General features: G+C 45.9%; 6 protein-coding genes and 1 pseudogene. 3 read left to right on the top strand and 4 right to left on the bottom strand.

What is annotated here, in order from left to right; genetic code table 11:
• Both ACNOGP_RS20955 and ACNOGP_RS20950 read right to left on the bottom strand, forming a co-directional pair.
• The gene (locus tag ACNOGP_RS20955) at positions 1-3,258 is read right to left on the bottom strand and encodes a SusC/RagA family TonB-linked outer membrane protein (RefSeq protein WP_418213635.1); all 3,258 of its coding nucleotides are present in this window, start codon (positions 3,256-3,258) and stop codon (positions 1-3) included.
• Positions 3,259-3,450: 192 nt separating this feature from the next.
• Entirely contained in the window at positions 3,451-4,299 is an 849-nt protein-coding gene (locus tag ACNOGP_RS20950) for a helix-turn-helix domain-containing protein (protein WP_418213634.1), read from the bottom strand.
• Positions 4,300-4,453: 154 nt separating this feature from the next.
• Here ACNOGP_RS20950 and ACNOGP_RS20945 point away from each other — a divergent pair, with 154 nt between their 5' ends.
• From ACNOGP_RS20945 to ACNOGP_RS20935, 3 genes and pseudogenes are all read left to right on the top strand, one after another.
• Positions 4,454-5,557, top strand: coding sequence for an efflux RND transporter periplasmic adaptor subunit (locus tag ACNOGP_RS20945; RefSeq protein WP_186967342.1), 1,104 nt, complete (start codon positions 4,454-4,456; stop codon positions 5,555-5,557).
• A gap of 18 nt (positions 5,558-5,575) precedes the next feature.
• Positions 5,576-8,771, top strand: a pseudogene (locus ACNOGP_RS20940) (efflux RND transporter permease subunit).
• A 20-nt stretch (positions 8,772-8,791) separates the two neighbouring features.
• Positions 8,792-10,156 carry a TolC family protein gene (locus ACNOGP_RS20935; protein ID WP_418213633.1) on the top strand — a complete coding sequence of 455 codons (1,365 nt, stop codon included), beginning with the start codon at positions 8,792-8,794 and terminating at the stop codon, positions 10,154-10,156.
• An 85-nt stretch (positions 10,157-10,241) separates the two neighbouring features.
• Here the strand turns inward: ACNOGP_RS20935 and ACNOGP_RS20930 are convergent, their stop codons facing one another.
• Positions 10,242-11,720, bottom strand: a complete 1,479-nt coding sequence (locus ACNOGP_RS20930; protein ID WP_418213632.1) for a glycoside hydrolase family 30 protein — start codon at positions 11,718-11,720, stop codon at positions 10,242-10,244.
• An 89-nt stretch (positions 11,721-11,809) separates the two neighbouring features.
• Positions 11,810-14,263 carry a glycoside hydrolase family 2 TIM barrel-domain containing protein gene (locus ACNOGP_RS20925; protein WP_418213631.1) on the bottom strand — a complete coding sequence of 818 codons (2,454 nt, stop codon included), beginning with the start codon at positions 14,261-14,263 and terminating at the stop codon, positions 11,810-11,812.
• Between the last annotated feature and the right edge of the window lie 107 nt (positions 14,264-14,370).

Genomic DNA, 14,370 nt, shown 5'->3' with positions numbered 1-14,370 from the left:
TTAAAAAGATACGTTAATATTCAGTCCGAAAGTACGTGCCGTAGGCAGTGAGCCCGTCTCCACACCGGTCACCATCGAACTTCCGTTGAGGGCGGCAGATTCGGGGTCGAACAGAGGATAGTCGGTGATACAGAACAGGTTGCGTGCGTAGAGTGCCACCGATGCTTTGCTGAACGGTGTTTTCTTCAGTGTGCTGTTCGGCAACTTGTACTCCAGTCTCATTTCACGTAACTTGAGGAATGAAGTGTCGAACGTGTTAGTTTCCACATTGGCCATCCGGTAGTATTCCTTATAATAACTTTCCACGGTCACCACTTTGGTGTTTGGCGAGTAAGTTCCGTCATCGTTCTTCACCGTTCCCGGAGCAATCATGTACATCCCGTCTTGTGGTGAAAGTCCGGCGGCAGCGATGCGCGGGTCGTCTTTCGACATATAAAATTCCGTTCCCGGCAGACGTCCGTTCAGCGTATGTTGCAGTTTTCCCTGTTCCGTCATTTTGTGGTGCGAGTGCGAGTACATTTTACCTCCCACCTGTCCGTCGAGCAAGACGCTAAGCGTGAAGTTCTTGTAAGAAAATTCATTGTACAGTCCGGCTTTCCATTTCGGATAGGCCGTGCCGACGTATTCGATCTCTCCCGAACGTTCGGGCAATCCGTTGTCGTTGATGACCACATTTCCTTCCGGGTCGCGTACCAGCTTATATCCCCAGAGATCGCCCGTGGTTCCACCCACACGTCCGATGATAGACACACTACCGATACTGCTGATTAACTGGTTCTCATCCGCCCCTTCCGCCAGTGAGAGAATCCGGTTCTCGTTCTTAGACCAGGTGAAAGTAGCGTTCCAGCGGAAATCCCTGCTGACTACCGGAGTAACGTCCAACTGGATTTCATAACCGCGGTTGCGGACGCATCCCGAATTGATGGTAGCTTTGCTGTAACCTGTGGTCGGGTCCATCGGAGCATCCAGAATCTGGTTTTTGGTGCGGTTATAATAGAACGTGAAATCGAGTCCGATGCGGTTGTGAAACATACGGAAGTCGAATCCCGTTTCGTAATTAGTCGAAATCTCCGGTTTGAAATCCTGATTATAGAGCGTAGAAGATACGATGGCCGATCCGGGGAAATCGCTCGTGCCATAATAGGGCGATGTCTTGTAAGGGTCTGTGTCGTTGCCGACCTGTGCCAGCGAACCTCTCACTTTCAACAGACTGATCTGTTCCGGCAACGTGAACCACTCGTTCATCACTGCACTGACGCTGACCGACGGATAGAAGAAAGAACGGTTACTTTTCGGCAGGGTAGACGACCAGTCATTGCGCCCGGTGACATCGAGAAACAGTTTATCCTTATACGAGAAATTGGCCGTGAAATAAAGACTGTTCAACGCTTTCTTTTTGATAACTGTCTGCACGTTCGGGTTGGAAACGCCGTTTGCCAGTTTGTATACTCCCGGCGTAATCAATCCTACCACCGAGGCAGCCAACATATCGTAGCTTTGTTGCATCATGTTTCCACCTGCCGAAGCGTTGACACGCAATCCGTTGGCGAATGAATCATGGTAAGTAAATAAAGCATCGCTGTTTAATTCATAATCGAACACATTCTGCTTCTTGAAAAATCCGTTTCCGAAAACCACGTCACTGATAGGACGATGCTGTTCGCGTTGGTCTGCTGACAACTGGATACCGGACCGGATCATGAAATCGAATTTACTGTTGATGCGCAGATTGGCAGAAACGGATGATACATTACTGTGTTTCTCCGAAGGGTTTTCAGATTCGTACAGAATGACATACGGGTTTCCGATAAATGAACTGTACGGTTGGAGCTGTTTCACGTTTTCCTGTCCGGTACGCCACATCGGACGCAACCAGTCGAGGTTAACATTCGGATTCTGGAAGATAAGGAAGTAGGAGATAGAATTACTGTTATATCCCAGTGCAGGCGTGTTGTTGAGCTTGCGGTACGTATAACTCGACTTGAAATTGATGCGCAGTGCCCTCGAAATCTGCTGTTGGGCGGAAATCATGGCAGTGATACGCTGGAAACCTGTATTGGGGAGAATCCATTCGTTCTTGGTGTGGGTGATGGACGCCCGCACGCTGCCCCGGTCGGATTTTCCGGTCAAGGCTACCGAGTTGGTCAGGGTATATCCCGTCTGAAACAAATCTTTGCGGTTGTTTTTGTACGCTACCCAGGGAGTGGCTACAGAAGCACGATCCTGTGTCACAGGGTCATATTGGTAGAACAACCTGTTGGCGTCGAAGCGTGCTCCGTAGGCGCTACTGGTTCCGCTGGTGCTTGCGTAACTGCCGTCTTCCGCTTTTCCGTAAGAGTAATAGGGCTGGCCTTCGTAGATAGAACCTGCCGGACCGATATTACTCGGCAATCCCTGTCCGAATTCATACTGGTAATCGGGCCATCTCATCACATCGTCAATACTGAAGTTACCGCTGTAAGACACGCCGATACCTTTGGGTGCACCCGCTCCCGATTTGGTAGTCACCATAATCACGCCATTGGCTGCACGCGTACCGTACAAGGCTGTCGCACTGGCTCCTTTTAATACTTGGATGCTTTCGATATCATCCGGATTGATGTCGGAGAATCCGTTACCATAGTCCACGGAAAGTTCGCTGTTTGAACCTGCACCGTAGGCAACACCCGGATTGGTCATCGGACTACTCATCGGTACACCGTCCACTACCACCAATGCGTCATTTCCGTTCTGGTTCAGCGAGATATCCCCCCGCAGCGAGATACGGCTCGAATTGAGCGGACCACCGGAAGAGATAACACTCAATCCGGCTACCTTACCGTTCAGTGCCGTCGACCAGTTGGTGGGCAGGGCGCTCGTAATCATATCCCCTTTCACGGTTTCCGTGGCATATCCCAATCCTCTTTCTTCACGTTTAATCCCCAAGGCAGTCACCACCACATCATTCAGTTGTTGCGACTCTTCTGCCAGTTTAACATTCATCGTGTTGCCTGCATAGTTCTTCTGTAGCGTTTTATATCCTACATAACTGAATACAAGCAAATCCTTTTGAGTCAATGTTTTCTTAGTCTTCAGGGAGTAGTTTCCATCAATGTCGGTCACCGTGCCGTCTGTCGAATTTTTCACAGCTACGGTAGCCCCGATTAACGGTTCCCCACCTTCACTCGTTATTTTTCCTTTCACTGTTGTCTGTGCGTATGCAGAGCCACAGCACAAGAGCCCAATCGACAGAGAAAGCAGCCATTTGTTTCTTTTCATAATCTTTTACCTTGCTTCTTTTAATTTATTAAATGCAATAAAGTTATTCACACCTGTGTTTTGTTTCACGGTGCAAAGGAATACAAGGCAGATTAAGATAGTATTACAGATCTGTTAACAATCTGTGTTGTGTCGTAAACACTAATTAAAGAATCCGAGCCTGATGATATAAGAGAATATTGCAGGAGATTATTACATGGAATACTTACTCTGATATTCCTTCGGCGATATCCCCTCGTGTCGTTTGAAGTATCTCCCTAAATACGACTGGTCGGGAAAACCGAGCCGGTCGGCTATCTCCTGAATGGTCAGTTCGGTAGATTGGAGCAATACTTTAATCTCCAGAATGGTAAAGTCGTCAATGATCTTTTTGGCGGAATCACCAGTGACAGCTTTGCAGATACCAGTCAAATATTTGGTAGAAATGCACAGTTTGTCGGCATAGAAGCTGACTTCCCGTTGAGAGGCACAATGCTCGTGTACAAGCGATACGAAACTTTTGAAGATTTCATCCTGTCGGGTACCACCTTCTATTTTATGCTTGCCGAAATAGCGGTAGCATTTATCATAAATGTCGAACATGAAAGACTGGAGATGGTTTCTGGCTATCTGGTTCCGGAAACGGTTTTCACGGTCGTTATATATCGCTGTTGTGGCTCGTATCAATCCGTTGATGGCTCCGGTATTTTCTTGGGGGAGAACGTAGCAAGGCTGTTCTTTGATGAACCGGAAAAATATAGGCTCAAACCGCATGCAGGCTTCCATGAACATCTCTTTTGGAAATCCGAAAAACGAAGCGGTGAAGTCGCTGCTGCAACCATTGATGCGGATAATGGTACCGGGAAGAAGTACTACCTGTGTGTTTTCTACAATTTCATAATCCTTCAAATCGATTGTGGCGTGTGCCCATCCCTTACGGCAGAAGTAAATGGCACCTCCTTCCAACTTCCATAAATGATGCATGACCGGAGACAGATTTTCGTCGGTTCCGGCAATAAAAGGTTCGCGGAGTATAGCAAGGCTGGAGTTTCTTTCTTTCATACACATTTCTCTTTTCGCGGACAAAAATAGGACTTTTTTACTAAATATTAGCTTTTATATTCCGAAAATGAACAAAACTCAAAACAGTATGACCAGTTTTCTATACTAAAAAGAGCCTATCTTTGCCGCGTTCAAAAATTTAATAGGTAACATAATGAGTAGAAAGATTAGTAAAGTTAAGCAAGGGCTGTTATTGCTCTGCTGTCTGGTTGCTGCTACGGGATGTAAGCAAGCTCCACCTGCACAAATGGAAACAGGATATGAAGTTATGACCGTCGCTCCGGCGGATCGTATGATTCTGAGCACATATTCGGCGACAATTCGCGGACGCCAGGATATTGATATTTATCCGCAGGTGAGCGGAACGCTGACAAAAGTATGTGTGACGGAAGGACAACGTGTAAAAAACGGACAGACATTGTTCATTATCGACCAGGTGCCCTACGAAGCCGCATTGCAGACGGCGGTGGCAAATGTGAAGTCTGCTGAAGCTGCTCTTGCTACGGCACAGCTTACTTATGAAAGCAAAGAGGAACTGTATAAGGAGAATGTGGTTTCCGCATTCGATCTGAGCACGGCAAAGAATTCTCTTCTGGCAGCCAAAGCACAGCTGGCACAGGCGAAAGCACAGGAGGTAAACGCCCGCAATAACCTTTCATATACGGTAGTGAAGAGTCCCAGCGACGGTGTGATAGCTATGTTGCCTTACCGTGTCGGAGCATTGGTAGGACCGAGCATTCCACAGGCTTTGACTACGGTTTCCGACAATTCGGATATGTACGTTTACTTTTCTCTGACCGAAAATGAATTGCTTTCTTTGATTAATCAGTATAAAAACATGGACGAAGCATTGAAGAATATGCCGGAAGTAGAATTAAAACTGATTGACGGTTCGGTGTATGGCGAGAAAGGACGTGTGGAGTCTATCAGCGGTGTGATCAACCGTCAGACAGGAACGGTAGGTGTCCGTGCAGTGTTCCCTAATGCTTCGGGTATTTTGCACAGTGGCGCTTCGGGCAGTGTCCTGGTTCCCAATTCCTACAAAGGTGTTATTGTTATTCCTCAGGAAGCTACGGTGGCAATGCAGGATAAGATTTCCGTATATAAAGTTGTGGACGGAAAAGCGACTTCAACGTTGATTACTGTAGCTGCCATCAATGACGGACGCGAGTATATCGTTCTGGACGGGTTGAAAGTCGGGGACGAGATTGTGTCACAAGGTGCCGGACTGCTTAGAGAGGGAACGCAAGTAAAATAAAGCTGTAAGATACAAAAAATGAAAGGAAATGTATTTATAAAGCGACCGGTGATGGCTATGTCCATTTCCGTGTTGATTATGATTGTCGGATTTATTTCGCTTTTCACCTTGCCGGTGGAGCAATATCCCGATATAGCACCGCCTACGGTGATGGTGTCCGCCACTTATACGGGGGCAGACGCTGATGCGGTGATGAATAGTGTGATTATGCCATTGGAGGAGAGTATCAATGGTGTTGAAAATATGATGTATATCACTTCTAATGCGACCAATTCCGGTACTGCCACTATCCAAGTCTATTTCAAGCAGGGGACAGATCCGGATATGGCTGCGGTCAACGTGCAAAACCGTGTATCGAAGGCTCAAGGGCTGTTGCCTGCCGAAGTTACCAAGATCGGTGTAACGACGAGTAAACGGCAGACCAGCTTCCTGCAGATTAATTCATTGGTAAGTACGGACGACCGTTACGATGAGACTTTCCTTGCCAATTATCTGGATATTAACGTTATTCCGGAAATTAAACGTATCGAGGGAGTCGGTGACGTGATGGAGTTGGGAGATACTTATAGTATGCGTATCTGGCTGAAACCGGAATTGATGGCACAATACGGATTGGTTCCGTCGGATGTGACGGCAATACTGGGTGAGCAGAACCTTGAGGCTCCTACCGGTTCTTTAGGTGCGGATTCTAAAAATGTTTTCCAGTTCACTATGAAATATCGCGGTCGTCTGAAGAGTGTGGAAGAATTTCAGAACACTGTGTTGCGTGCAGAGGATGATGGTTCTACACTTCGTTTGAAAGATGTGGCCGAGGTGGAATTGGGAGCGTTGTCTTACAGCTTTCATGGTAAGACAAACGGACATCCGGGCGTGACGTTTATGGCCTTCCAGGTGGCGGGAGCAAATGCTACTTCGGTAAACGAAGCCATAACGGACAAACTGAATGAAATGTCGAAAGACCTGCCTGCGGGTACGGAATTTCTTTCGATGATGAGTTCTAACGACTTCCTGTTCGCTTCTATTCACAATGTGGTGGAGACATTGGTCATCGCTATCATCTTGGTTATCCTTGTGGTTTACTTTTTCTTGCAGGATTTCAAAAGCACGCTGATACCGTCTATTTCCATCATTGTCTCTTTGGTCGGTACGTTCGCCTGTCTGACGGCAGCCGGATTCAGTATCAACATTCTTACGCTTTTCGCTCTGGTGCTTGCCATCGGTACGGTAGTTGATGACGCTATTGTAGTGGTAGATAGAGGCAGTGCAGGCAAAGTTTGATTCCGGCTACACATCTCCTTATCTTGCCACCAAAGATGCGTTAAGTGATGTGACGATGGCGGTAATCTCTTGTACGTGTGTATTTATGGCGGTATTTATCCCTGTTACTTTTATGGGCGGTACTTCCGGTATCTTCTATACGCAGTTCGGTATCACTATGGCAACTTCCGTTGGCTTATCCTGTATTTGCGCCTTGACTCTTTGTCCGGCATTGTGCGCTATGATGATGCGTCCGGCTTCGGGCACTAAGAGCGCGAAAAGTATCAACGGACGTGTGCGTGCCGCTTATAATGCTTCTTACAATGCTATGCTGGGTAAATATAAGAAAGGAGTGATGTTCTTTATCCACCACCGTTGGATGGTGTGGACTTCTTTGGTTTGCTGTATCGCTTTGCTCGTTTATCTGATGTCGACAACCAAAACCGGTCTGGTTCCTCAGGAAGATCAGGGAGTTATGATGGTGAATGTCAGTGTGGCACCGGGTAGTACACTGGAAGAGACCAACAAAGTAATCGATAAAGTAGAAGCTGTGATAAAGAGCACTCCGGAGGTAAAACAGTATACTACTGTCGCCGGCTACGGACTGATTGCCGGACAGGGTGTTTCGTACGGTACGGTTATTATCCGTCTGAAGGATTGGAGCGAACGTAAGGGCAGCGAACACACGGCTGATGCGGTGATGACACGCCTGAACGGACAATTCTATATGATTAAAGAAGCACAGATTTTCTGCTTCCAGCCGGGTATGATTCCGGGCTACGGTATGGGTAACTCTATCGAGCTGAACCTTCAGGATAAGACTGGTGGGGATATGACTACATTCTATAACAATGCGATGAAGTTCCTCGGTGCGTTGAACCAGCGTCCGGAAGTGGCAATGGCATATACTTCCTACGCCATGAACTTCCCCCAACTGTCGGTAGAAGTAGATCCGGCGAAGTGTAAGCGGGCAGGTATTTCGCCCTCTACGATATTGGATGCACTGGGTAGTTACTGTGGTGGTGCTTACATATCCAACTATAACCAGTTCGGTAAGGTATATCGTGTTATGATGCAGGCTTCACCGGAGTATCGCTTGGATGAGCACGCACTCAAGAATATGTATGTCCGTAATGGTACCGAAATGGCTCCTGTCAGCCAGTTTGTGACGATCAAGAAGGTAATGGGAGCGGAAGTTGCCAATCGCTTCAACCTGTATAGCAGTATTACAGCCAACGTGAATCCGGCTGCCGGATACTCATCCGGTGAGGTTCAGAAAGCCATTAATGAGGTTGCCGAACAGACCTTGCCTATGGGATACGGATACGAGTATGGAGGAATGGCGCGTGAAGAGGCCGGCAGTGGCGGTGCAAAAACGCTTTTTGTGTATGGTATTTGCATTGTTTTGATCTTCCTTATTCTAGCTTGTTTGTATGAAAGCTTCCTGATACCGTTTGCCGTTATCTTTTCGGTACCGTTCGGCTTGATGGGATCTTTCCTCTTTGCCAAGATTTTCGGTTTGGAGAACAATATTTATCTCCAGACGGGTGTGATTATGTTGATCGGTTTGTTAGCGAAGACGGCTATTCTGATTACAGAGTACGCAATCGAACGGCGTCGTAAAGGGATGGGAATTATCGAGTCGGCCTACAGTGCGGCGCAAGCTCGTTTGCGACCTATCTTGATGACAGTTCTTACGATGATTTTCGGTATGTTGCCGTTGATGTTCTCCTCCGGTGCAGGTGCTAATGGTAATTCATCATTGGGTACAGGTGTCGTAGGAGGTATGGCTGTGGGTACATTGGCATTATTGTTTGTAGTCCCGGTATTTTACATTGCATTTGAGTTCTTGCAGGAGAAAATCCGTAAGCCGATGTATGAGGAGGCGGATCAACAAGTAGAATTGGAGAAGGAAAGAAGCTTGGCGGAACGCAGTGTGTTTAACGAAGATAAATAACTCAAATAGAAAAGTAAAGTATGAGAAAAATCATCATATTATCCGCAGCAACACTGGTACTGAGCAGTTGCGGTATTTACAATAAATACAAACCGGTGTCGGAAGTTCCGGAGGGACTTTATGGTAGTGAGCCAGTCGCTGCCGCCGATACGGCAAACTTCGGTAACCTCTCGTGGAGGGAGGTCTTTACCGACCCGTATTTGCAGACTTTGATCGATTCGGCTTTGGTGCGTAATACAGATATGCAGACGGCTCACTTGCGTGTGAAAGAAGCGGAAGCTTCACTCTTGACGTCCAAATTGTCTTATCTACCTACCCTGTTTTTGGCGCCCGAAGGGGCTGTCAGCAGTTTAGACCGTGCGAAAGCCACACAGACCTATTCTTTGCCTGTCACGGCTTCGTGGGAGTTGGATATCTTTGGAAAGGTAACGACAGCCAAACGGCGTGCGAAAGCTGCCTACGAACAGAGTAAGGAGTATGAGCAGGCCGTGAAAACACAATTGGTGGCTGCTATGGCAAATGCCTATTATACATTGCTAATGCTTGATTCGCAATATGAGATTGCTGTTGCTACCGAAGCGGCTTGGAAGGAAAGTGTGAGGACTACCCGTGCCATGAAAAATGCCGGTATGGTGACTGAAGCCGGGTTGGCGCAGACAGAGGCTACCTATTATAATATATGTACGACTGTGCTTGATCTGAAGGAGCAGATCAATCAAGCTGAGAACTCGTTGGCATTGTTATTGGCGGAAGCTCCTCACGAGATTCAGCGTGGAAAACTGGGAAATCAGCAGTTGCCGGAGAACTTCTCAGTAGGTGTTCCTTTGCAAATGCTTGCCAATCGCCCCGATGTTCGTAGTGCGGAATTTTCACTGGCTCAGGCTTTCTACACAACGAATGCAGCTCGTGCTGCTTTCTATCCCTCCATCACTTTGAGTGGTAGTGCCGGGTGGACAAACAGTGCCGGTAGCATGATTATCAATCCGGGACAATTCCTTGCTTCTGCTTTAGCATCCCTGACTCAGCCTTTGTTTAATAAAGGACTGAATATCGCACAACTCAAGATTGCGAAAGCACAACAGGAAGAAGCACGCCTTAGTTTTGAACAGACTTTACTGAATGCGGGCGTGGAAGTGAACGAAGCATTGGTACAGTATCAGACGGCCCGTGAGAAGGCTGCTTTCTATGATAAGCAAGTAGCTTCCTTACAGACGGCCGCGAAGAGCACAAGTCTTTTGATGAAGCATGGCAACACCACTTATCTGGAGGTATTGACTGCACAACAAACGTTGCTTAATGCACAATTGTCTCAAGTAGCCAATCGCTTTACCGAAATCCAGGGTATGATTACTTTGTATCAGGCGTTGGGAGGAGGCCGGATGTAAGGAGGTTGTTATTCTAAATTCTTAAGTATACTCACTGTGATGAGAGGGAATCTCATTGCAGTGAGTATTTTTTTATTCTCTTTTTCTATTTTTCTACGAAAGTATTCAGTGAATGAGGTTGTAAAGTGATATTTAAATAGCGGTTTCCTAATTTAACGGTTATATCTTTCGCTTTTTCGTTGAAGTTTCCGGCTATAACCACTTGTTTCTTTTGAGGAGTCATAACGACCAGTACCGGAGTTTTGTCTTCTTTGCCGGTTTTATAAGCTAAGATTTTTGAACCGGGCGTTATGTAATGGCTGTAATGTTGTACTGCATAATACTCAGGAGTGTAGGTCGCAGTCCCTGTCTTTGAATCCACATGAATCAAAGCATTTTGTTTCCATCCCCATCCGCTGAAACCTCCGTCATACAAAATAGCATTCCAGAAAGTATATTCTTCACAACCATTACCCAGATAATGATTCATTAGTCCGAAAGTGTGTTCGGCCGCTTTCCAGTCGAAAGAGCCCCAACCACATTCACTTTCCGTTTGCACGTACTTGTATTGCGGATATTTGGCACGGAGTTTGGGTAAAATCTGTCCGCCTTCCCATTGGAAGCCAACCCCTTCTATTGTTTCCGGCATTCGTGGGTCGGAAAGTACCTGATCGATCACCTCATAGCGGTTGGTGTTGATCGTCCCTAAATATAATTTTACTTCCGGATGCTGCTTTTTCAGAGTAGGAGCGAGGTACTCTGCATTGAAGCGGATCATACCTTCTGCCGTCCAGGCACAACCCGGATAGTTGGTGTAACTCCATGACTCATTTTGGAACATAATCATGGAGATGGGGATACCTTGTTCCTTGTACGCATCGATGAATTTGCAAAAGTAATTTGCATAGGTTTGCAGGTAACGTGGGTCCTGGATAAAGTAATCATTTACAGCCAACTGTTGTGGAAATACCTGTGTGTTCTTTTCTTTACTATCCTCATAAAGTGCTACATCAGACAGAGGCGACATCTGATTTTGATTACGGTCACTGCGAACTGAATAGTAGTGATTGATTTTCATCCAGGAAGGAGGCGACCATGGCGACATCCAGAAAGTCATACCCGGATTATACTGTTGTGCAGCTTTGATAAAAGGAATCAACGTTGTTTTATCCCGATTGATATTGAAATGTTTCAATTGGAAGTCACCGGATACCTCATCGCAACTGTACCAGTCGCGGGCGTAGTCGTTGGCATTCATGGAGAAGCGTCCCATTGTAAACTTCAGATCTCCTCCGGGAGCAAACAACTGTTGAAGAACAATTTCCTGTTGCTTCCGTGGAAGCATGTTGAGTGCATCCCATCCAAGTTCATTAAAGCACGTCCCCCAGGCCTTGAAGACAGTTCCATTCTCCGAACCGTTGACCTCGAGTAGGGGAGTGCGCCCGGTATTTGTCTGCAACTTGACTTTAGACTGTTGCCATATGTTATTTTCCGTACTGCTAACCCATTCATAGGATTGCGCACTCATAGTCCCCATTGACAGCACAATGGCAAAACTACTTAATAAGGTGGTTTTCTTAATCATGTTTTTCCTGTTCTTATATTTTTTATATTACTGTTTAAACAATCTCATGCGGTACATTCAACTGTGTATCCTTAATCAAGATTGATTTATTAATAAGTCTCTATGACAATAGCCGCTTCCGGCAATCCTTCTGCTGAAACAGTAAGAGTGATCGTCCCTTTTTCTGTATTTGGCTGAACGATAGCAATTGCTTTTCCCCGGAACGTTTTCGGCTTTAAGGAACGAAAGCTTCTCATATCATCCGCACTTCCATTACCTGCGGCAATGACGGACCCTTTTCCGGTAGATTTAATTTCCAAAGGAATGGAACAGTCAGGTATTAACTTTCCATCTTTATCCAATATTTCAACCTTTATATACGAAAGGTCATTTTTATCTGCCTTTATTTTCATACGATCGGCTGTCAAATGTATCATTGCCGGGATTCCGGTTGTGCAAAGTTCAGTCGATATCGTTTCTTTCTTTCCCTTCAAGTTGATAGCCTTCAGTTGTCCCGGTTCATAGGGAACCTCGAAAGAAGCCGTATAGGTATCGGGATTGACTTCTTTTTCTCCCAATAACCTGTCATTCAAATAAAGTCTTACTTTAGGGGAACGACTATACACATGTACTGCCATCGTTTCGCCTTCGTATCCTTTCCAGTTCCAACTAAAGAATTCGTTTTTCCATCCCCAGTAGTTGATATCTTCTCTTTTCCCTTTGGCTACGGGAGGTTGTACTGCTAATGAAATATCACGTCTTTTCCAAAGAATGTCGCGATAATAAGATTGCGGTTTCTTGTCTCCGCAGAAGTCAATGTCACCACACCATGCATTATACCACGGCCATCCCATAAACTGCGGACTGTGTTCTCCCGGAGCAAGTTCGAGAGTATGTGCCAGACCGGCTTCACCCAGATAGTCGAGGGCAGTCCAGACAAAATCTCCAATCAGATAGGAATTCTTGTCGATCAGGTTCCAGTTTTGTGCTGCTTCTTTGGGCACCGATTCACTGCCGTACATAATCCGTTGCGGGAATCGTGCGTGATCTTTTTCATATTCCTTCCATTGATAATTGTAACCGGAGATATCCAGGTTCCGGAAAGCCCTTTCCGAATCTTTCTCCCAACTGAAATCTCTTCTGTCCCAAAACGAGTTAACAGCGGCAGTAGTGGCGCGGCTTGTATCATATTTGTGAATGGTTGCAATCAGTTTCCGGGCTATGATCTCTCCGGTGGGTTCGTCGGCGCGTTCAGCTATTTCATTGCCAATACTCCACATGATAATAGAAGGATGGTTTCTGTCTCTGCGCACCATGGTAGCTATATCGTGTTCGCTCCATTCATCGAAGAATTGGTGATAATCTTGCGGGCGTTTTGCTTGTTGCCATTGATCGAATACTTCATCAATCACTAGCAATCCCAGTCGGTCACATGCCTGTAGAAAATACTCCGATGGCAAGTTGTGTGAACATCTGACTGCATTGAAACCATTTGCTTTCATTAGCTCTACCTTGCGTTCTTCTGCCCTGTTGATAGCTACGGCACCTAATAAACCATTGTCATGATGCAAACAACCACCTTTTAATTTCAGCGGTTTCCCATTTAATAGAAATCCTTTTTCTGCGGAGAATTCGACGGTTCGTATTCCGAAAGGAACGGTTATTTCATCAGATAGCTTCTTCGATTTCACGGATAGATGCGCAGTATATAAACTAGGAGTATCTACCGACCATAATTCCGGCTTTTTTATATCAAAAGTGAGGGAAATGGGGATATTGGTTTCACCGGATATATTGACTGGTTGAGTAGTGGAATAAACCTCTTCCCCTTGTGGAGAAAATATCTGAATTTTCAGATGGGCGGTCACTTTTTCTTTGCCAGAGTTATGTAGAATAGAATGAAGATCAACCGTCGCTTTTTTACCTTCTACTTTGGAAGCATCTATAAAAGTGTCCCATTCGTCTAAATGTACTTTGTCTGTTTTCATTAGCCATACGTGTCGGTAAATGCCGGAACCGGCATACCACCGACTGTTCAGACCTTCATTCACCACTTTGACGGCTATTATATTCGGAATGCCGGGAGCGTTGCAATATGGCTGGATGTCGATTTTGAAAGGGATATATCCATAAGGATTAAAACAGGCTTTCTGCCCGTTTATCCAGACTTCTGTCTGGTTATAAGCTCCTTCAAAATAAAGGGAAATAATCTTATCGGCATCTTCCGGCTGTATGGTGAACTCTTTTCTATACCATCCTTCACCTCCTACGGTTTGTCCGGTATCTGCCCCGCCTACACTCATGCGCGAAAAAGGACCGATTGTTATACCTTCTCTTTGTACGGGCACAGGATCCATGCTCCAGTCATGAGGCAAGTCGAGTACTCTCCATTGAGTGTCTTTGAAAGATGTTTGTTCGGCATTGGCAATGCAACCCCGGTAAAACTTCCAGTTCTCATTCATACTGACTTTGCGTTCCGATGCGGAACTTTCAGCAATAAAACAGGGTATTAACGCTAAAAGAGCGAGTAGCCTAACAGAAGATTCGAAGTAGTTATTCATCATTTCCTATTCTTTGTTTAATAATGGGCAAAGATAGGAGAGTGACAGGTGATGTGCGGAATAGAAATGTAACAAGATGCTGCAACAAATGTATCAAACTGTGTCCGGAT

This window comes from Bacteroides difficilis (genome assembly GCF_048319815.1).
GTDB lineage: Bacteria > Bacteroidota > Bacteroidia > Bacteroidales > Bacteroidaceae > Bacteroides > Bacteroides zhangwenhongii.
Note: the sequence above shows the minus strand (reverse complement) of the source record. Positions and strands in the feature narration are given on the sequence as shown.